Here is an 18755-nt window from a genome sequence, read left to right on the forward strand (position 1 = left end):
TTTACGTTTCGGCCATTCTAACGAGCTTCTGCCGCCGTTCCTCGAACAGGCAGATGGCGGCGGCTGCCGCCACGTTGAGGGACTCGCAGCCCTCGGCCAGCGGGATGGTCGCCCGCCGCCGTGCCGAAGCCGCCGAGTTTTCCGAAACGCCGGCGCCCTCGTTGCCGAAGATCCACGCGACGGGGCCGGAAAGATCGATGGCGTAGATCGACTCGCCGTCCCGCGCCACAGTGGCGACCGAGGTGCCGGAATAGCCGGAGAGGAAAGCCGCGAGATCGACGCGCTCGCGAATCGCCAGATCGAAATGCGCCCCCTGCCCCGCCCGCAGCACCTTGCTCGTCCACGCCCCGGCGCAGCCCGTCCCGAGCACGACGTCACGCACCCCGGCCGCCGCCGCCGTGCGCAGGATGGTGCCGACGTTGCCGGCGTCCTGCACGGCATCGAGCAGCACGCAGGAACCGCGTGGCGGGGCCGCGTCAGTCGTCGACACCGCGATCTCGGCGAGGATGCCGACCGGCGTCTCCGTCGCCGCGAGCTCGCGGAACAAGGCATCGCGCAGGCAGAGCGCCTCGCTGCCGCCGCAGCGCGCCAGCAGGGCGGACACTTCGCCGTGGCCCAACCCGGATTCGCTGACGATCACGCGCAAGGGCCGTCCGACCTTGTCGAGATAGGCCGCGAGCAGATGCGGCCCGTCGAGCAGGGCGTGAGCCGTGTCGCGCTGCGCCCGTAGCGTCTTGAAGGTCGAATTGTCGCGTGAGGCGATGATTTTCATGGCACCATCTTCGCATGAGCCCGCTTCACTGTGTGATCGTCACGCCGGCGCCACCCGGTTCGCGCGCCGGCAACCGCAACACGGCCGTGCGCTGGGCGCGCATCCTGCGCGGGCTCGGCCTGCGGGTCGACATCGCGACCGAATGGCGCGACGGCGACCACGACCTGATGATCGCACTGCACGCGCGGCGCAGCCGGACCGCAATGCTGCATTGGCGGCAACGCTGCCCGCACCGTCCCCTGATCCTGGCGCTGACGGGCACCGATCTCTACCGCGACATCCGCAGCGATGCCGGCGCCGCCGACTCGCTCGAACTCGCCGACCGCCTCGTCGTGCTGCAGGCCTGCGGCCTCGACGAACTGACGCCGGCGCAGCGTGCGAAAGCCCGGGTGATCCTTCAGTCCGAGACCGCGCGCGGGGTCTGGGCGCCGCCGCGCCGCTTCATGCGTTTCGCCGCGATCGGACATCTGCGCGAGGAGAAGGATCCGCTGCGGGCGGCCCATGCGCTGGGGCTGCTGCGCGCGTTGGCGGCGGTTCGCGTCGTCCAGGTCGGCGCCGCGCTCGTGCCGGCCTGGGCGCAGGAGGCGCAGGCGCTGATTCAGCGCGAGCCGCGCTATCGCTGGCGCGGCGAAGTGCCGCACTGGCAGGCGCTGAAGCTGCTCCGGCAAAGCCACGCCCTCGTCATCAGCTCGCTGATGGAGGGCGGCGCCCACGTCGTGTCGGAGGCGATCGTCCATGGCGTTCCGGTGCTGGCCAGCGACATTCCGGGGAACGTCGGTCTGCTCGGCGCCGACTATGCCGGCTATTTCCGCGTAGGCGACACGGCGGCGCTGGCGGCGCTGATGCGACGGGCCCATGAGGAGCCTGCGTTCCTGCGCACGCTGCACAAGGCCGTCGTCGCGCGCCAGCCGCTGTTCACGCCGGAGCGGGAAGTCGCGGCCTGGCGTGCCACCATCGCCGACTTTTATCCCCGGCCGAAGTAGGCGCCCAGCGTCGCGACGACGATGGTGAGGAATCCCAGGTGCAGGTTGAAGGCGACCAGCTTGCGGATGCGGTCCATCGCGGCGCCGGCAGCCGGCCAGTCCTGCGTCGTAACCCCGGCCACGAGCCTCGGGTAGACGCCCCCGTAGATGTAGGCGAACACGCCGGCCATCACCAGGCCGGTGGCCATCATCACATGCCAGTGCAGCAGCGCGTTCTTGAAACCGACCACGAAAAACATGGCGAAGCCCGAGCCGAGGATGACGCCGACGGCGATCGCGACCACGGCGAAGAAGCGGCCGAGCACCCCGGCCAGCAGCGGCAGCCGCTGCGGTGGCGCCAACTGGGCGACGGCGACCGGCCGCAGGCAGTAGTGGGCGAAGAACATGCCGCCGACCCAGATGATCACGCCGACGAGATGAAGCAGGATGAGGACAGGCATCACGATGGGTTTCCTCCGAGGAGATTTCTGACCGGAGCGAAGCTGCGCCGATGGAAATGCGCGGGGCCGTGCGCGGCAAGCGCCGCGAGGTGGGCCGCGGTGCCATAGCCCTTGTGGCGGTCGAGGCCGTATTGTGGGAAGCGTTCGTGCAGCAGTCGCATCTCGGCGTCGCGCGCGGTCTTGGCAAGGATGGAGGCGGCCGATATCTCGGCCACGCTGGCGTCGCCGCCGATGATGGCGCGGGCCGGAATGGCCAGCGGCGGACAGCGGTTGCCGTCGATCAGCGCTTCGGCCGGGCGAATCGCCAGCCCTTCGACCGCGCGGCGCATCGCCAGCAGCGTCGCCTGGAGGATGTTGAGCGTGTCGATCTCCTCGACCGTGGCGAAGGCGACGGCCCACGCCAGCGCCTTCTCCTTGATCTCGCCCTCGAGTCGCTCGCGGCGTCGCTCGCTCAGCTTCTTCGAGTCGTCGAGACCGGCGATCGACCGTGCCGGATCGAGGATCACCGCGGCCGCGAACACCGCGCCGGCCAGCGGCCCCCTGCCCGCTTCGTCGACGCCGCAGATCAGCATGGCTTGAGGTAGGGCAGGATCGCGGCCGCGGCCTTCTCCGCCGTTCCCTGCCGCAAGCTGCGGTGGATCCCGGCGAAGACCTCGGCGAGCCTGGCCTGTACCTGACGATCGACGCAGAGGTTGCCGAGCGCCTGCGCCAGGTTATCGGCGGTCGCATCGTCCTGAAGGAACTCGGGTACGACGAAGCGGCCGGCGAGGATGTTCGGCAGGCCCACCCACGGCTGGTAACCCATGTGCCGCAGCAAGCGCCAGGACCACGGCGACATGCGGTAGGCGATGACCATCGGCGTGCCCATCAGCGCCGTTTCCAGCGTTGCCGTGCCGCTGGCGACGAGCGCGACGTCGGCGGCGGCCAGCGCATCCTGGGCGTGGCCGAACATGAGCGTGATCGGCATTTCCTGCGCCCCGCGCCGCCACAGCGCCTCCTCGAACCGGTTGCGCGTTTCCCGCGTGGTCAGCGGCACGAGGAAACGGGCGTCGGGGAATCGCTCGAAAAGCTTCTGCGCCGTCTCGATGAACAGCTCGCCCATGTACTGCAACTCCGACTGGCGGCTGCCCGGCAGCAGGGCGAAGACCGGCGCCGCGCCCTCGAGGCCGAGACGCTCGCGCGCGACCGGCTTGTCGATCGCCGGCGGGATCACGTCGGCCAGCGGATGGCCGACGTAGCTCACCGGCAGCGGGTGCTCGCGGTAGAGCGCCGGCTCGAACGGGAACAGCGCGAGCAGGTGCGTGACCGATCTGGCGATCTTGCCGATGCGGCCTCGACGCCAGGCCCAGACCGAGGGGCTGACGTAGTGAATCGCCGGAATTCCGCGCCCCTTGAGCTTCCGCTCGAGCCAGAGGTTGAAATCGGGGGCGTCGATGCCGATGAAGACGTCCGGCTTCTCGGCCAGCAGCCTCGAGAGCAGCCTGCGGCGGATGCCGGCGATCTCGCGATAGTGGCGCAACACCTCGGCGTAGCCGCGCACCGAGAGCTTTTCGGCCGGCCACCAGGCATCGAAGCCCTGCATTTCCATTTTCGTGCCGCCGATGCCGACGAAGCTGGCGTCGGGCAGGTGGCGCTTGAGCGCGGCGATCAGGTGTGCGCCCAGCAGGTCACCGGAGGCCTCGCCGGCCACCATTGCGATGCGCAGCCCCATTTAGCGAACGACGCCGCGGCCGGGCGTGGCCAGGAACTCGGCCAGCACCTGAAGTTCGACCACGCTGCCGGCCTCGGCGGCGATGGCCTCGCGGGCCTCGGCCAGCGGCAGGCCGGACTTGTAGAGGGTCTTGTAGGCGCGCTTGATCGCGGCGATGGCATCGGCCGAAAAGCCGCGACGCTTGAGCCCCTCGCTGTTGATGCCGTGCGGCGCCGGCGGGCTGCCGCCGACCATGACGTAGGGTGGCAGGTCCTGCAGCAGCATCGTGCCCACGGCCGTCATGCTGTGGGCGCCGACGCGCACGAACTGGTGGATGCCGGTGAAGCCGGCGAGGATGGCCCAGTCGCCGACAGTGACATGGCCGGCGAGCTGGGCGTTGTTGGCGAAGATGACGTTGTTGCCGATCTGGCAGTCGTGCGCCAGGTGCACATAGGCCATGATCCAGTTGTCGTTGCCGAGCCGCGTCACGCCGGCATCCTGCGCCGTGCCGCAGTTGAAGGTGCAAAACTCGCGGATGGTGTTGCGGTCGCCGATCTCCAGGCGCGTCGGCTCGCCGGCGTACTTCTTGTCCTGCGGAATCTCGCCGATGGAGCAGAACTGGAAAATGCGGTTGTCGCCGCCGATCCGCGTATGGCCGGAAATCACCACATGCGGGCCGACATGCGTGTTGTCGCCGATCTCGACGTGCTCGCCGACGAGGGTGTAGGCGCCGATTTCCACGCCGGCGCCAAGGCGCGCCCCGGGATGGACGATGGCGGTGGGGTGGATGCTCATTCGACGGTGCGCAGGGTACACATCAGTTCGGCCTCGGCGGCGAGCTTGCCGTCGACCGTGGCCTTGGCCGAATACTTCCAGATGCCGCGCTTGATGAGGCCGATCGACACCTCGAGGATCAGCTGGTCGCCGGGGCTGACCGGCTTCTTGAAGCGCGCACCGTCGATGCCGGCGAAGTAGTAAACAGTTGTGGCGTCGGGCTTGCCGCCCATGGTCTTGAAGGAGAGCACGGCCGCAGCCTGCGCCATGGCCTCGACGATCAGAACCCCCGGCATCACCGGGTGGTGGGGATAATGGCCGGGGAAGAAGGGCTCGTTGATGCTGACGTTCTTCAGCGCCTTGATGCGCTCGCCCGGCACCAGTTCGAGCACGCGGTCGATCAGCAGGATGGGATAACGGTGCGGCAGGTGCTCGAGGATCTCGTGGATGTCCATCGAATTCATGTTCTTTTCTCCAGTTCGGCCAGGCGCTGTTCGAGGGCGCGTATTTTATCGGCCATCGCGTCGAGATGTCGCAGGCGTGCGAAGTTCTTCAACCATTCCTCGTGCGACATGAAAGGCACCGTCCCGGTGAATACGCCGGGGCGCGTGATGGACTTGGCGACGAAGGTTCCGGCGGAGACCTGGACGCCATCGGCGATCTCGAGATGGCCGATGATGTTGGCGGCCCCGCCGATCGCGCAGCCGGCGCCGACGCGGGTGCTGCCGGCGATGGCGGCGCAACCCGCCATGATCGTGCGCGCGCCGATTTGAACGTTGTGCGCGATCTGGATCTGGTTGTCGAGCTTGACGCCGTCGCCGATCACCGTGTCGGCCAGCGCGCCGCGATCGATGGTGGTGTTGGCGCCGATCTCGACGTCGTCGCCGACGACGACGCGACCGGTCTGGGGAATTTTCACCCAGCTACCGTCGCGGTCGCGGGCGAAGCCGAAGCCGTCGGCGCCGATCACGGCACCCGAATGGATGATGGCGCGCGCACCGATGCGACAACCGGCGGCAACGGTGACGTTCGGATGCAGCAGCGAGTCGCCGCCGATCTCGGCGCCGGGACCGATGGCACAGCCCGCGCCGATCACGGTGTTCTCGCCGATGCCGGCACCCGCACCGATCCAGACATTGGGCCCGACGCTGACACTCGCCGGCACCTCGGTCTCGACTACGGCCGACGGATGGATGCCGGCCGCGGGACGCGGCGGCGGGTTCAACCACTGCGCGACACGGGCGTAGTAAAGATAGGGTTGCGGCGTGACGATGGCCGCGACCGGGCACGCAGCCGTCGCCTCGGGCGCGAGGATCACCGCGGCGGCGCTGGTTGCTCCAAGCTGGCCCTGGTATTTCGGATTGGAAAGAAAGCTGAGCTGGTCGGCGCCGGCAGTCTCGAGCGTGGCGATGCCACGCACGGCGATGCTGCCGTCGCCGACGAGATCCCCGCCAAAGCGGGCAACGATCTCGTCAAGACGGACCACGGGCTACACGCGGAGTATCGGTCTTACTTGGTACCGTCGCCCAGGGCCTTGATCACCTTGTCGGTGATGTCGAGCTTGGGACTGACGTACACGCCTTCCTGGATGATGAGGTCGTACTTCTCGGCCTCGGCCACCTGCTTGATGATCTTGTTGACGCGCTCGTAGATCCCCGCCATCTCTTCGTTCTGGCGCAGGTTGAGGTCCTCGCGGAACTCGCGCTGCTTGCGCTGGAAATCGCGATTGAGGTCGTTGAACTCGCGCTCCTTGTTGCGCCGGTCGGTCTCCGACATGGTAACGGCGTTCTTCTCGAGGCCTTCCTGCATGCCCTGCAGTTGCTTGGCCAGCTTCTGCAGATCCTGGTCACGCTTCTCGAATTCCTTTTCGAGCTTTTTCTTGGCCTTGGCCGCCTGGGGCGACTCGTTGATCACCTTCTGGCCATTGACGAAACCGATCTTGGTTTCGGCCAGGGCCGGGGCGGCGGCGACCGCCAGGGTCAGCGCCGCGATGGAAATCAGTAGTTTTTTCAAGCTGTCTCTCCTGCAAAAATCAGAACGTGGTGCCCATGGTGAACTGGAACGTCTCGGTCTTGTCACCGTCCTTCTTGTTCAGCGGGGTAGCCACGCTGAACTTGAGCGGCCCAACGGGGGAAGTCCAGGCCGCGCCCAAGCCTCCCGAATAACGGGCCCCACCATCGTTTTCGGGGTTCGGCACGGTCATATTCTTGCTATTGCCCCAGACGCGGCCGCCATCGATGAAGGCACTCATGCGCAGGGAGCGGTCCTTGCCCATGCCGGGCATGGGGAACAGGAATTCCGCATTGCCGACCACGCGATGGATGCCGCCGAGGTGCTGATCGGTCACGGGGTCATAGGGACCGATCGAACCGGCGCGGTAACCGCGTACCGAGCCGATACCCCCCGCGTAGAAGTTCTTGAAGAACGGCAACGGCTTGTCGCTGTAGCCATCTCCCGAACCGAGTTCACCGTTGAGCTTCAGCGCATAATCGCGTCCGATCGGGACGAACTGGGTGTAACCGAGGTTCACCTTCCAGTACTTGACGTTGCCGGCCGGCAGCGAAATCTCGCCGCCGACGCGGCCGACGAAGCCCCGCATCGGCCAGATGCGGCTGTCTACGGTATCCCGCGACCAGCTCGCCGTGGTCAACACGGTGTTCTGGTATTCGCCGAAATCTCGAACGTAATTCTGGTACTGGATCGGGCTCGACGAATTCACCTTGAGTTTGGTGCGGTCGCCCGACAGGCCGAGGTTGACGAAGTTCTCTTCGGAAATCGGCAGGCCCAGGCGGAATCCGCCGCCGGTGGCACGGCTGCCGAAGGAACCGACATCGAGCGAGCTGGTGTCGAGGTCGCGGTGATAGACATCGAAGCCGAACGCCGTCCCATCCACCGTCCAGTACGGATTGGTGTAGGACAGCGAATACAGCGTGTTGACCTTGCTGGTGTTGATGGCGAAGCCGATATGCCGGCCACTGCCGAACATGTTCTCCTGCTGGATCGCGGTCGAGAAGGTCATGCCCTCTGTGCTGGAGTAGCCCGCGCCGAGGCTGACGTTGCCGGTGGGCTTTTCCTTGACATTGACGTTGACGTCTACCTGGTCGGTGGTTCCGGGCACCGGCGGCGTCTCGACGGTCACTTCCTCGAAATAGCCGAGGCGGTCGACGCGCTTCTTCGACTTGTTGATCTTCTCGCCGTCGTACCACGATGCCTCGAGCTGACGCATTTCGCGGCGGATCACCTCGTCGCGCGTCTTGCTGTTGCCGGTGACACCGATGCGGCGGACATAGACGCGGCGACCCGGATCGATATAGATGGTGAAGGCGGCAGTGCGCTTGGCCTTGTCCAGTTCCGGCGCGGCGTTCACGTTGGCGAAGGCGTAGCCCTCGTTGCCCAGCCGCTCGCTGATGGCCTTGGTCGTTTCGGTCATTTTCTCGCGCGAGAAGACGTCACCGGGCTTGACCAGCACCAGCTTGGTCAGTTCCGCCTCGGGCAGCATCAGGTTGCCGGCGAGCTTGACCGAGGCGACGGTGTATTTTTCGCCCTCGCTCATGTTGATGGTGATGTAGATGTCCTGCTTCGACGGCGAGATCTGCACCTGGGTGGACTCGACGTTGAACTCCATGTAGCCACGATCGAGGTAGAAGGAACGCAGCGATTCAATGTCGGCCGACAGCTTCTGCTTCGAATACTGGTCGTTCTTGGTGTACCAGGTCATGATGCCCGGCGTGGTCAGCGTGAACAGCCCGAGCAGTTCGCTTTCCTTGAACGCCTTGGCGCCGACGATGTTGATCTGCCTGATCTTGGCGATGTCGCCTTCGTCCACCGTCACGCTGATGCCGACGCGGTTGCGCTCCAGCGGCGTCACCGTCGTGGTCAGGCTCACCGCGTAGTAGCCCTGCGCCAGGTACTGGCGCTTGAGTTCCTGCTCGGCACGCTCGATCAGCGCACGGTCGAAGATGCGCGATTCGGCCAGGCCGACTTCCTTGAGGCCCTTGAGCAGGTCCTCCTTCTTGAAGGCCTTGAGGCCGTTGAAGTCGATCGAGGCGATGGCGGGACGCTCCTCGACAATGACGACGACGACGTCGTTGTCGATCTCGATGCGCACGTCCTTGAAGAAACCGGTACCGAACAGCGCCTTGATGGCCTGCGCCGCCTTGTCGTCGGTCATGGTGTCGCCGACTTTCACCGGCAGGTAGCTGAAGACGGTTCCGGCCTCGGTGCGCTGGATGCCCTCGATGCGGATGTCTTTGACCGGGAAGGGGTTGAAAGCCAGAGCCGGCGACGCAGCCAAGGCCAGGCCAAGCGCCGCCGTCAGGGCAGCCATGGACGACAGCACGCCCGTCATCAGTTTGTTATTCATTGTGTCAGCCGGAAACCAAACGGTTGATGTCGTTATAAAGGGCAAAGGCCATCAGGAGAAACAGCAAGGACAGGCCGATTTGCTGGCCAATTTCCATGGCCCGTTCGGACAGCGGACCGCCTTTCAGCAACTCCGCGAAATAATACAACAAATGCCCCCCATCCAGCACCGGCACGGGCAGCAGATTGAGCACGCCGAGGCTGATGCTGATCAGGGCGAGAAAGCGCAGGAAATGGTCGGCGCCGAGCCTCGCCGACTGTCCGGCATAGTCGGCGATGGTCACCGGTCCGGAGATGTTCTTCCACGAAAGCTCGCCGGTGAGCAGTCGCCCCATCATGCGCAGCGTCAGCGCCGAGGTTTCCCAGGTCAGCCTCAGGGCACGCGCCGCCGAGTCGAGCGGACCATAGGACACGACGACGCGCATCGCCTCGAAGGCCGCAGGGTCCTCGCGCACGCCAATGCCGATGCGACCGAAGCGGCGCCCCTGCTCTTCCACCATGACCGGCGTAACGGCCACTTCGAGGCGATGCCCCTCGCGCGACAGCTCGATGTCCAACGGGCGATCGCCCGCCTCGCGGATGCGCCCCGCCACCTCCGACCAGTCCCGCACCGGCCGGCCGCCGATGACGACAACCTCGTCGCCGACCCGGATGCCGGCACGTGCGGCCGGGCCGTCGGCGACGACGCTGCCGATCACGGGTTTCAGCAGCGGCCGGAACAGTTTCAGGCCGAGCGGGCGCAGCACGTCGCCTTCCAGCGCGGCTGGATCGAGGCCCGCCGTGGCCAGGCGGCGGAAGGCGATCTCGCCGCGCGGGTTGATGACTTCCAGTTCGATCGGCCGGCCGTCGAGCGTCAGGCGCATCGCTTCCCAGCGTACTTCCGACCAGGTCGCGACCACCTTGCCCGATACGGCGCGGACCAATTCGCCCTCCGCCACCGCAGCGTGCGCCGCGGGGCTGTTGGGCGACGGCGCCCCCAGCACGGGCCGCAGTTCCGTCACGCCCTGCATGAACAGCAGCCAGTAGAGAACGATGGCGAGCAGGAAATTGGCGGCGGGACCGGCGGCGACGATCAGCGAGCGCCGCCCCAGCGACTGGCGATTGAAGGAACGATGCGCTTCCGCCGCGGGAACCTCGCCTTCGCGCTCGTCGAGCATCTTGACGTAGCCGCCGAACGGAAAGGCGGCGAGAACCCATTCCGTCCGGTCCGGCCCGCGCCGCCACGTCCACAGCGGGCGGCCGAAGCCGACAGAGAAGCGCAGCACCTTGACGCCACAAAGCCGCGCGACCACGTAGTGGCCGTATTCGTGCACGACGATAAGCACGGCCAGCGCCGCGGCGAAGGCAGCGAGCGTCGACGGCAGGTTGCCCCCCATCACGGCAACGCGCCCTGCGCCGCCACGCGTGCCGCCGCGTCGGCAGCCAGCACCGCGGCGAGATCGTCGGCCGGCGCCACCGGAACGGCATCGAGGGTGGCCGCGATCACCGCGGCGATGCGCTGGAATGGCAGGCGCCCGTCGAGGAAGGCCTCGACCGCGACCTCGTTGGCGGCATTGAGCACGGCCGGCGCGTTGCCGCCCGCGCGCAGGGCACGATAGGCCAGGGCCAGGCAGGGAAAGCGTTCGAGGTCGGGGCGCTCGAAATTGAGCTGGGCCACCGCGAACAGGTCGAGCGGCGCCACGCCGGCATCGATCCGTTCCGGATAGGCCAGGGCATGGGCGATCGGCGTGCGCATGTCGGGATTGCCCAGTTCTGCGATCACCGACCCGTCGACATACTGCACCAGGGAATGAATGACGCTCTGCGGATGGATCACGACATCGATCTGCCCGGGATCGGCATCGAACAGCCAGCGCGCCTCGATCACTTCGAGGCCCTTGTTCATCATCGTCGCCGAATCCACCGAGATCTTGCGTCCCATCGACCAGTTGGGGTGGGCGCAGGCCTGCTCGGGCGTGACTTTTTCGAGATCTGCCAGGGCCGTCCGCCGGAAGGGGCCGCCCGAGGCGGTGAGCAGGATGCGGTGCACGCCGTGGCGGGCATAGTCGCCGGCGAATCCCGCCGGCAGCGACTGGAACACCGCGTTGTGCTCGGAGTCGATCGGCAGCAACGTCGCCCCCGCCTGCTTTACCGCATTCATGAAGACGCTGCCCGCCATGACCAGCGCCTCCTTGTTGGCCAGCAGCACCCGCTTGCCGGCTTGCGCCGCGGCGAGAGTCGGCGGCAGGCCTGCGGCACCGACGATGGCCGCCATGACGGCATCGACCTCGGGCAGGCAAGCCACCCGGCACAGCGCGCCGGGTCCCGCCAGCACCTCCGTGCCGACGCCGGCAAGCATGGCGGCAAGACGGGCGGCATCGTCGTGCGAGCCGACCACGGCATAGCGCGGCTTGAAGCGGCGGCACTGCTCCGCCAGGATGTCGATGCGGCGATGGCCGGTCAGCGCGACGACATCGAAGCGGTCGGGGTGGCGCGCGACGACATCGAGCGTGCTGACGCCGATCGAGCCGGTGGCGCCGAGTATCGTGAGACGTTGCACCTTCATGGCGAGGTCCAGAATATCACCAGCGCCACCAGCGGCAGCGTGGCCGTGAGACTGTCAATGCGGTCGAGGATGCCGCCATGCCCCGGCAGCAGCTGGCTGCTGTCCTTGACCTCCGCCTGCCGTTTCATCAACGACTCGAACAGGTCGCCGACGATGCTCACCGCGGTAAGCACGACAAGCACCAGCGCGGCCGGAAGCAGCAGCGCCGGAGCGGGCACGCGTCCGGACGTCGACGCGACGATCGCGCCATAGCCCAGCACGGCGAAAACCGCGCCATAGGCGCCTTCCCATGTCTTGCCCGGGCTGATCGCCGGCGCGAGCTTCCTGCGGCCGAAGGCGCGGCCGGTGAAATAGGCCGCGATGTCCGCAACCCAGACCAGGGCCATCACCGCCAGCAGCAGCCAGGGGCTGCGGCCATGCAAGTCGACCATCGCGGACCAGGTCGGCACGATCACCGTCCAGCCGACGGCGTAGCCGACGAAGTCGTTGCCGGCGAGCGGCCAGCGCCGCCGGAGCCAGAGCGGAGCGAGCACGAGCCAGAAGGCGGCTGCCAGCAGCCAGAGACCGGCGAAAGTCATCGCCGGGCGATACCCTGCGACCAGGCAACTGATGACGACGAACCCCGCGTAGAAAACGCGACCGGCCTTGTCGACTTTCATAAGCCCCGCCCATTCCCAGGCTGCAAGTGCAGCGACGAGCCCGAACGCCGCCGCCGCGACAACAGCCGGTGCCAGGAATAGCACGACCAGCAAGCCCGCAACGAGCACCAGCGCGGTGATGACCCGCGCCTTAAGCATTCCCGGATTTCACTGCGGAAGTCTCCGCCGGTGCCACGGTGACAAGCTGCTCGCTGGTGCGCCCGAAGCGCCGTTCGCGCCCGCGGTAGGAGGCGATCGCGGCATCGAAAGCCGCCGCGTCGAACTCCGGCCAGAGCAGTTCGGTGAAATAAAGCTCGGCATAGGCCAGCTGCCAGATCAGAAAATTGCTGATGCGCTGCTCGCCGCCGGTGCGGATGAAGAGGTCGGGCTCGGGCGCGTAGGCCATGGCGAGGTGCGGCGCGAGGTCCTCCTCGCCGTAGCTGCCGGCATTTTCCGGATGCGCCGCGCTCATGCGATTGACGGCCTGCATCACGTCCCAGCGGCCGCCGTAGTTGGCGGCGATCGTCAGGGTCAGCTTGGTGTTGGCGGCGGTGATGTCCTCCGAGCGGCGGATAAGCTCCTGCAAGCGAGGCTCGAAGCGGGAAAGATCGCCGACGATGCGCAGGCGCACGCCGTTGGCATCGAGCTTGCCGACTTCCTGGTCGAGCGCGGCGACGAACAGGTTCATGAGGAAGGAGACTTCCTCTGCCGGGCGGCGCCAGTTCTCGGAGCTGAAGGCGAACAGCGTGAGGAATTCGACGCCGCGCTCGATGCAGGCCTTGACCATCGCCCGCACGGTCTCGACGCCGCGCTTGTGGCCGGCGACGCGAGGCAGGAAGCGTTTTTTCGCCCAGCGGCCGTTGCCGTCCATGATCATGGCGACATGGCGCGGCACGATCGCCGCCTCGGGGATCTGCCGGGTGGAACTGACAAAGGCCTTCATGGCCGAGGGTCTGGCGATGGCCCCTAGATGGCCATCAGGTCCTTCTCTTTGTCGGCCAGTTGCTTGTCGACTTCGGCGACGTACTTGTCGGTGAGCTTCTGCACCTCATCCTGGGCGCGGCGCTCGTCGTCCTCGGAGATCTCGTGCTTCTTCAGCGCCTCCTTGAGGTGGGCGATGGCGTCGCGGCGGATGTTGCGCACGGCGATCTTGGCATTCTCGCCCTCGTGCTTGACGACCTTGATCAGTTCCTTGCGACGCTCCTCGGTCAGCATCGGCATCGGCACCCGGATCAGGTCGCCCTGCGTCGCTGGGTTGAGGCCGAGGTCGCCGTCGCGGATCGCCTTCTCGACCTTGGAGATCATGTTCTTTTCCCACGGCTGCACGCCGATGGTGCGCGAATCCACCAGGGTGACGTTCGCCACCTGGTTGATCGGCATCGGCGTGCCGTAGTAATCGACCTGGATATGGTCGAGCAGGCCGGTGTGGGCGCGACCGGTACGCACCTTGGCAAGATCGTGCTTCAAAGCCTCGAGGCTCTTCAGCATCTTCTGCTCGGAATTCTTCTTGAGTTCGGGAATCATCTAAAACTCCTAAACGTGTACCAGGGTGCCCTCGTCCTCACCCATCACGACGCGTTTGAGCGCGCCGGCCTTGAAGATCGAGAACACATTGATCGGCAGCTTCTGGTCGCGGCAGAGCGCGAAAGCGGTCGCATCCATGACCCCGAGGCCACGGCCGATCGCCTCGTCGAAGCTGATCCTGGCATAGCGGGTCGCGCTCGGATCCTTCTTCGGGTCGGCGCTATAGACGCCGTCGACCTTGGTCGCCTTGAGCACGATCTCGGCACCGATTTCGGAGCCGCGCAGCGCAGCCGCCGTGTCGGTGGTGAAGAAGGGATTGCCGGTACCGCCACCGAAGATGACGACCTTGCCCTCTTCGAGATAGCGGATGGCCTTGCCGCGGATGTAGGGCTCGACCACCTGCTCGATGCTCAGCGCCGACTGCACGCGGGCGTTGAGCCCGCTCTGGCGCATGGCATCGGACAGCGCCATGGCGTTCATGACCGTCGCCAGCATGCCCATGTAGTCGGCGGTGGCGCGGTCCATCCCGGAGGATGCACCGGCCATGCCGCGGAAGATGTTGCCGCCGCCGATCACCACCCCGATCTCGACGCCGAGATCGGCCACGGCCTTGACCTCGGCGACGATGCCGGCCAGCGTATCGCGATTGATGCCATAGGCATCGTCACCCATCAGGGCCTCGCCGGACAGCTTGACGAGGATGCGCTTGTAGCGGGGAGCGGCGGGCATGGCGGAGTTACTTCTTGGCAGCGGCGGCGGCAGCCGCTTGTTCGGCCACCTCGGCGGCGAAGTCGTTGACCTTCTTCTCGATGCCCTCGCCCACCACGTAGAGGGTGAAGCCGGCAATGGAAGCGCCTTTCGACTTGAGCAACTGCTCGATGGTCTGCTTGCCGTCCTCGGCCTTGACGAAGACCTGGCCGAGCAGGGTGACGTCCTTGAGGTACTTCTGCACCGTGCCTTCGGCGATCTTCTCCAGCATGGCCTCGGGCTTGCCCGCCTCGCGCGCCTTCTCGACGGCGATGCGGCGCTCGGTGTCGAGCAGCTCGGCCGGCACGCCGGAAGAATCCAGCGCCTTCGGCTTGGAGGCGGCGATGTGCATGGCGATGTCCTTGCCCAGCTGCCCATTGTCATCCGGGCCGCCGACCACGTCGACCACCACGCCGATCTTGGAGCCGCCATGGACGTATGAGGCCAGCTTGCCCTTCGCTTCGATGCGAACGAAGCGGCGGATCGCCATGTTCTCGCCGATCTTGCCGACCAGCGCGGCGCGGGTCGATTCGACCGTGCCGCCGGCCATCGGCAGCGCCGACAGCGCGGCGACGTCGGCCGGATTCTTGGTCGCGACCAGTTCGGCGCAGCCCTTGGCCAGCGCGATGAACTCATCGTTCTTGGCGACGAAGTCGGTCTCGGAGTTGACCTCGACCACGGCGCCGAGCTTGCCGTCGGCCGACAGATACATGCCGACCACACCCTCGGCGGCGATGCGGGCCGCGGCCTTGGAGGCCTTGTTGCCCAGTTTGACACGCAGGACCTCTTCGGCCTTGGCCATGTCGCCGGCGGCCTCGGTCAGCGCCTTCTTGCATTCCATCATCGGCGCGTCGGTCTTCTCGCGCAGTTCTTTGACCATGCTTGCGGTGATTTCCGCCATTCTCTGCTCCACTGAAACGTGACAAACGACGAAGCCCGCGGCTGACGCGGGCTTCGTCAATGCAACCGAAAATTACTCGGCAGCCTCTTCCTCGACCTCGACGAACTCGTCGTCGCCGGCCAGCTGCTGCACCACCTCGCTGATCGACTGGCTCCTACCCTCGAGGATGGCGTCGGCCACGCCGCGGGCGTAGAGACGGATCGCGCTGGAGGAGTCGTCGTTGCCGGGGATGACGTAGCCGATGCCCTCGGGCGAGTGGTTGGTATCGACGATGCCGACCACCGGAATGCCGAGCTTGGCGGCTTCCGTGATGGCGATCTTGTGGTAGCCGACGTCGATGACGAAGATGGCGTCGGGCAGGCCGTTCATGGACTTGATGCCGCCGATGGACTTCTGCAGCTTCGCCATCTCGCGCGACATCGTCAGCGCCTCCTTCTTCGTCAGGCGCTCGAACGAGCCGTCTTCCTTCATCAGCTCGAGTTCCTGCAGGCGCTTGATCGACTGCTTGACGGTCTTGAAGTTGGTCAGCATGCCGCCGAGCCAGCGGTCGTCGACGTAGGGCATGCCGGCGCGCTGGGCTTCCTCGGCGAGGATCTCGCGGGCCTGGCGCTTGGTGCTGACGAAGAGGATGGTGCCCTTCTTGGCCGCCATCTTCTTGACGAAGTCCATGGCCTCGTTGTACTTGGCCAGCGTCTTCTCGAGGTTGATGATGTGGATCTTGTTGCGATGGCCGAAAATGAACGGGGCCATCTTGGGATTCCAGAAACGGGTCTGGTGGCCGAAATGAACGCCGGCCTCCAGCATTTGGCGCATGGTAGTGCTCATCGAGTATCTCCGATATGGGTTTAACCGCCGCCCGGCCGTGCTGCTTCGAATGAAGCCACCCTATCGGCGCCGAGCGTGTGGATTTTTGCCCGGATGATCCGGACAAGCCGCGCATTATAGTGCAATGCGGCAGTTGGGCTCAAGTGCTTGTTTCGACCCGCTTTGGGGACGGCGGGAGATGGCGAGGGGCAGCCATCCCGCCCGGCCTCCCAGCGCTCCCAAAAAGCGCATATCCCCCAAGGGGACTTCCTTCGGGGCGTCGGCCGAATGGGACGGCTACCCCTCGCTTGCGACCGGGTGGACGGGGAACTTGGGGCCAAGCCTGTCAGTTAGAAACCGTGGTCTGTCCCTTAATAATAACTTCGGCAACGGTCGGCATGTCACTTCTCCTTGGCCGGAATCAGAATCTGGTCTACGAATTTTCGGGTGTATTGGTCAGTTCCGACGGCATGCTCGGGGCAGCGGTAAGCGGTCAGCCAAGGACTCGGATTGACGCGGCTGGGCGCGCCCGGGCTCCAGGCGTAGCGGGTCATCTCGCCGAGCACCTCGTTGGTTTTGAGGTCGATGACCTTGATGGTGCTGCTGGCGATGCCGAGGTAGCGTTCCTCTGGGATGACGTGGTCCTCGTAGGTGACGCCGTAGCGGGGGGGCGGGGAGATGGAGGGGGCTTTGTCGAGGGTGTAGCGGTAGACGTTCAGGTCGTAATTCGGATTGCGTTCGAGCTCAATCTTGACGTTCGGCGCATTGACATCTTTGCGACCAACAACCTTCTCGGAACCGGTATAGCGAAAGCGCTGACCGTCCTTCTCGTCGATGACTTCGACCCAGCGGTAGCCGGGGAGGCCGCCGGGGTTGCGGGTGGTAGTGATGTAGCCGCGACGATCAGGTGTGATCGCGCGAGGCTTTCCGTCCGTGCCCAATGCTTCCTCAAAGCCAAGAAACGACGTGATGTAACTGTCGCTATGAAGCTCCCGAGCAAATGCCGCCCCCGGCCAATTGCGATCGGCCCACTCTCTTTCGCCAGCGCGCGGCCTTACCTTCATCAACAACACCCCCTCGACGCCCTCCACCTTGCGGTAGATCTTCTCGCCGGCGACGGTGCGGCACTTTTCTTCCCAGAGGGTTTTGCCGTCCTGGACGCGCTGCTGGACGGCGTCCTTCGGCGGCTCGGCCTTAGGTGCATTCGTCTGGCAGGCGGCGAGCAGGGCCAGCAGGAGGATGGCGGACCAGCGGGTGAGTGAATGGGTGCGCTTCATGCGGCGATCCTTCGGGCGGTGTCGTTGACGGGTGTGGCCATTGCATCGGCGTGTCGCCAGTGAGGGCCAATTGGGGACAGACCACGGTTTCTGCTCCGCTGCGTAGTGCCTTGTGACTTGAATTCCATTCGCATCCGCGCAAGCTACCGGCAAGCATGGAATCGGTCAATCCCACGAAGGGCATAGGCCCACTCGCCGCCCCGCCATCCACTACGGCGCGAATAGTGTTTCTTGCTCGACCGCCTTGTCGCGCAGTGGCTTCACCAGCGCCGACTTTTCACCGTTCGAGTCCGCGACCATGGCCGCCGCCCGAGGGGTGGCCGTCCCGTTCGGCTGATATGCGCTTTCTGGGAGCGCCGGGAGGCCGGGCGGGATGGCCACCCCTCGGGCCGCCCCGTTGGCGACGCAAAGCCCCAACACGCACAAGGACAAACCACGCCGCGCAAACGGTAGAATCCCGAGAAAGCTTCTCAGGATTTCAACGATGAGCATCACTCTCAAGACCCCCGAAGACATCGAAGGCATGCGCGTCGCCGGCCGCCTCGCCGGCGAGGTGCTCGACTACATCGAGCCCTTCGTCAAGCCCGGGGTCACCACGGAAGCCCTCGACAAGCTCTGCCACGACTACATGGTCAATGTGCAGGGCTGCATCCCGGCGCCGCTCAACTACGCGCCGCCGGGCTATGCGCCCTACCCCAAGTCGATCTGCGCCTCGACCAACCACCAGGTCTGCCATGGCGTGCCCAACGAGCGCGCGCTGAAGAAGGGCGACATCGTCAACCTCGACATCACCACCATCAAGGACGGCTGGCATGGCGACACCAGCCGCATGTTCATGGTCGGCGGCGAGGCCGCGGTCTCCATCCTCGCCAGGCGGCTGTGCGCCGTGACCCACGAATGCCTCTGGGTCGGCATCAGCCAGGTGCGCCCCGGCGCGCGCCTCGGCGACATCGGTGCAGCGATCCAGCGCCATGCCGAGAAGAACTCCTTCTCCGTCGTGCGCGAATTCTGCGGCCACGGCATCGGCCGCAATTTCCACGAGGAGCCGCAGGTGCTGCATTACGGCAAGGCCGGCACCGGGCCGCTGCTCGAGCCCGGCATGGTGTTCACCATCGAACCGATGATCAACGCCGGCAAGGCGGCGATCTCCCAGCTGCCCGACGGCTGGACCATCGTCACCCGGGACCGCAGCCTCTCGGCGCAGTTCGAGCACACCATCGCCGTGACCGAGACGGGCTACGAAGTCCTGACGCTGTCGGCCGGCGCACCACCGAAGCCGGCGTTCATCGCCTAGCCTC

General features: G+C 66.0%; 21 protein-coding genes. 2 read left to right on the plus strand and 19 right to left on the minus strand.

Annotated features, from left to right (window positions below; genetic code table 11):
- Window position 1: 1 nt before the first annotated feature.
- Window positions 2-772, minus strand: a complete 771-nt coding sequence (locus EJE94_RS11725) for a TrmH family RNA methyltransferase (protein WP_121241691.1) — start codon at window positions 770-772, stop codon at window positions 2-4.
- A gap of 14 nt (window positions 773-786) precedes the next feature.
- Between EJE94_RS11725 and senB the strand changes: the two genes are divergently transcribed.
- Window positions 787-1755 carry a selenoneine biosynthesis selenosugar synthase SenB gene (gene senB / locus EJE94_RS11730; protein ID WP_121241693.1) on the plus strand — a complete coding sequence of 323 codons (969 nt, stop codon included), beginning with the start codon at window positions 787-789 and terminating at the stop codon, window positions 1753-1755.
- Here the strand turns inward: senB and EJE94_RS11735 are convergent.
- From EJE94_RS11735 to EJE94_RS11820, 18 genes are all read right to left on the minus strand, one after another.
- Window positions 1737-2195 (minus strand): CopD family protein, encoded by a 459-nt coding sequence (locus tag EJE94_RS11735; protein ID WP_121241695.1) that lies wholly within the window; start codon window positions 2193-2195, stop codon window positions 1737-1739. The genes senB and EJE94_RS11735 overlap by 19 nt on opposite strands.
- Window positions 2195-2767, minus strand: coding sequence for a ribonuclease HII (gene rnhB, locus EJE94_RS11740; protein WP_121241697.1), 573 nt, complete (start codon window positions 2765-2767; stop codon window positions 2195-2197). The genes EJE94_RS11735 and rnhB overlap by 1 nt, the downstream gene beginning before the upstream one ends.
- Window positions 2761-3906, minus strand: coding sequence for a lipid-A-disaccharide synthase (gene lpxB / locus EJE94_RS11745; protein WP_121241699.1), 1146 nt, complete (start codon window positions 3904-3906; stop codon window positions 2761-2763). Before lpxB ends, rnhB begins: the two co-directional genes overlap by 7 nt.
- A complete protein-coding gene (gene lpxA, locus EJE94_RS11750) occupies window positions 3907-4680 on the minus strand; it encodes an acyl-ACP--UDP-N-acetylglucosamine O-acyltransferase (protein ID WP_121241701.1) in 774 nt (257 codons plus the stop codon).
- Entirely contained in the window at window positions 4677-5123 is a 447-nt protein-coding gene (fabZ, locus tag EJE94_RS11755; RefSeq protein WP_165904823.1) for a 3-hydroxyacyl-ACP dehydratase FabZ, read from the minus strand. The genes lpxA and fabZ overlap by 4 nt, the downstream gene beginning before the upstream one ends.
- Window positions 5120-6145, minus strand: coding sequence for a UDP-3-O-(3-hydroxymyristoyl)glucosamine N-acyltransferase (lpxD, locus tag EJE94_RS11760; RefSeq protein ID WP_121241705.1), 1026 nt, complete (start codon window positions 6143-6145; stop codon window positions 5120-5122). Before lpxD ends, fabZ begins: the two co-directional genes overlap by 4 nt.
- A gap of 23 nt (window positions 6146-6168) precedes the next feature.
- Window positions 6169-6672, minus strand: a complete 504-nt coding sequence (locus tag EJE94_RS11765) for an OmpH/Skp family outer membrane protein (RefSeq protein ID WP_121241707.1) — start codon at window positions 6670-6672, stop codon at window positions 6169-6171.
- 19 nt (window positions 6673-6691) lie between these two features.
- On the minus strand, window positions 6692-9022 hold the full coding sequence (bamA, locus tag EJE94_RS11770) for an outer membrane protein assembly factor BamA (protein WP_121241710.1): 2331 nt from the start codon (window positions 9020-9022) through the stop codon (window positions 6692-6694).
- Window positions 9023-9026: 4 nt separating this feature from the next.
- Complete coding sequence (rseP, locus tag EJE94_RS11775) at window positions 9027-10397, minus strand: RIP metalloprotease RseP (RefSeq protein WP_121241712.1); 1371 nt, start codon at window positions 10395-10397, stop codon at window positions 9027-9029.
- Complete coding sequence (gene ispC, locus EJE94_RS11780; protein WP_121242237.1) at window positions 10397-11560, minus strand: 1-deoxy-D-xylulose-5-phosphate reductoisomerase; 1164 nt, start codon at window positions 11558-11560, stop codon at window positions 10397-10399. Before ispC ends, rseP begins: the two co-directional genes overlap by 1 nt.
- A gap of 2 nt (window positions 11561-11562) precedes the next feature.
- The gene (locus EJE94_RS11785) at window positions 11563-12363 is read right to left on the minus strand and encodes a phosphatidate cytidylyltransferase (protein WP_121241714.1); all 801 of its coding nucleotides are present in this window, start codon (window positions 12361-12363) and stop codon (window positions 11563-11565) included.
- Window positions 12356-13147 carry a polyprenyl diphosphate synthase gene (gene uppS, locus EJE94_RS11790; RefSeq protein WP_121241716.1) on the minus strand — a complete coding sequence of 264 codons (792 nt, stop codon included), beginning with the start codon at window positions 13145-13147 and terminating at the stop codon, window positions 12356-12358. Before uppS ends, EJE94_RS11785 begins: the two co-directional genes overlap by 8 nt.
- 23 nt (window positions 13148-13170) lie before the next feature.
- Window positions 13171-13728, minus strand: coding sequence for a ribosome recycling factor (gene frr / locus EJE94_RS11795; RefSeq protein WP_121241718.1), 558 nt, complete (start codon window positions 13726-13728; stop codon window positions 13171-13173).
- Window positions 13729-13737: 9 nt separating this feature from the next.
- On the minus strand, window positions 13738-14457 hold the full coding sequence (gene pyrH / locus EJE94_RS11800) for a UMP kinase (RefSeq protein WP_121241719.1): 720 nt from the start codon (window positions 14455-14457) through the stop codon (window positions 13738-13740).
- 7 nt (window positions 14458-14464) lie between these two features.
- Window positions 14465-15376, minus strand: a complete 912-nt coding sequence (gene tsf / locus EJE94_RS11805; RefSeq protein ID WP_121241721.1) for a translation elongation factor Ts — start codon at window positions 15374-15376, stop codon at window positions 14465-14467.
- Window positions 15377-15448: 72 nt separating this feature from the next.
- Entirely contained in the window at window positions 15449-16201 is a 753-nt protein-coding gene (gene rpsB, locus EJE94_RS11810) for a 30S ribosomal protein S2 (RefSeq protein ID WP_121241723.1), read from the minus strand.
- Window positions 16202-16581: 380 nt separating this feature from the next.
- The gene (locus tag EJE94_RS11815) at window positions 16582-17457 is read right to left on the minus strand and encodes a hypothetical protein (RefSeq protein ID WP_121241725.1); all 876 of its coding nucleotides are present in this window, start codon (window positions 17455-17457) and stop codon (window positions 16582-16584) included.
- 210 nt (window positions 17458-17667) lie between these two features.
- A complete protein-coding gene (locus EJE94_RS11820; protein WP_121241727.1) occupies window positions 17668-17949 on the minus strand; it encodes a hypothetical protein in 282 nt (93 codons plus the stop codon).
- Here EJE94_RS11820 and map point away from each other — a divergent pair.
- A complete protein-coding gene (map, locus tag EJE94_RS11825; RefSeq protein WP_121241729.1) occupies window positions 17942-18751 on the plus strand; it encodes a type I methionyl aminopeptidase in 810 nt (269 codons plus the stop codon). The genes EJE94_RS11820 and map overlap by 8 nt on opposite strands.
- Window positions 18752-18755 lie beyond the last annotated feature (4 nt).

It is taken from the genome of Sulfurisoma sediminicola (assembly GCF_003865015.1).
In the GTDB taxonomy this organism is placed as follows: Bacteria; Pseudomonadota; Gammaproteobacteria; order Burkholderiales; family Rhodocyclaceae; genus Sulfurisoma; species Sulfurisoma sediminicola.

Coding starts and splice junctions, on each gene's coding strand:
- EJE94_RS11735 (WP_121241695.1), bottom strand. CDS start 2,195: ATGCCTGTCCTCATCCTGCTTCATCTCGTCGGCGTGATCATCTGGGTC.
- map (WP_121241729.1), top strand. CDS start 17,942: ATGAGCATCACTCTCAAGACCCCCGAAGACATCGAAGGCATGCGCGTC.
- lpxB (WP_121241699.1), bottom strand. CDS start 3,906: ATGGGGCTGCGCATCGCAATGGTGGCCGGCGAGGCCTCCGGTGACCTG.
- EJE94_RS11785 (WP_121241714.1), bottom strand. CDS start 12,363: ATGCTTAAGGCGCGGGTCATCACCGCGCTGGTGCTCGTTGCGGGCTTG.
- uppS (WP_121241716.1), bottom strand. CDS start 13,147: ATGAAGGCCTTTGTCAGTTCCACCCGGCAGATCCCCGAGGCGGCGATC.
- EJE94_RS11820 (WP_121241727.1), bottom strand. CDS start 17,949: ATGCTCATCGTTGAAATCCTGAGAAGCTTTCTCGGGATTCTACCGTTT.
- EJE94_RS11725 (WP_121241691.1), bottom strand. CDS start 772: ATGAAAATCATCGCCTCACGCGACAATTCGACCTTCAAGACGCTACGG.
- rseP (WP_121241712.1), bottom strand. CDS start 10,397: ATGGGGGGCAACCTGCCGTCGACGCTCGCTGCCTTCGCCGCGGCGCTG.
- fabZ (WP_165904823.1), bottom strand. CDS start 5,123: ATGAATTCGATGGACATCCACGAGATCCTCGAGCACCTGCCGCACCGT.
- bamA (WP_121241710.1), bottom strand. CDS start 9,022: ATGAATAACAAACTGATGACGGGCGTGCTGTCGTCCATGGCTGCCCTG.
- pyrH (WP_121241719.1), bottom strand. CDS start 14,457: ATGCCCGCCGCTCCCCGCTACAAGCGCATCCTCGTCAAGCTGTCCGGC.
- lpxA (WP_121241701.1), bottom strand. CDS start 4,680: ATGAGCATCCACCCCACCGCCATCGTCCATCCCGGGGCGCGCCTTGGC.
- rnhB (WP_121241697.1), bottom strand. CDS start 2,767: ATGCTGATCTGCGGCGTCGACGAAGCGGGCAGGGGGCCGCTGGCCGGC.
- EJE94_RS11815 (WP_121241725.1), bottom strand. CDS start 17,457: ATGAAGCGCACCCATTCACTCACCCGCTGGTCCGCCATCCTCCTGCTG.
- rpsB (WP_121241723.1), bottom strand. CDS start 16,201: ATGAGCACTACCATGCGCCAAATGCTGGAGGCCGGCGTTCATTTCGGC.
- senB (WP_121241693.1), top strand. CDS start 787: ATGAGCCCGCTTCACTGTGTGATCGTCACGCCGGCGCCACCCGGTTCG.
- tsf (WP_121241721.1), bottom strand. CDS start 15,376: ATGGCGGAAATCACCGCAAGCATGGTCAAAGAACTGCGCGAGAAGACC.
- frr (WP_121241718.1), bottom strand. CDS start 13,728: ATGATTCCCGAACTCAAGAAGAATTCCGAGCAGAAGATGCTGAAGAGC.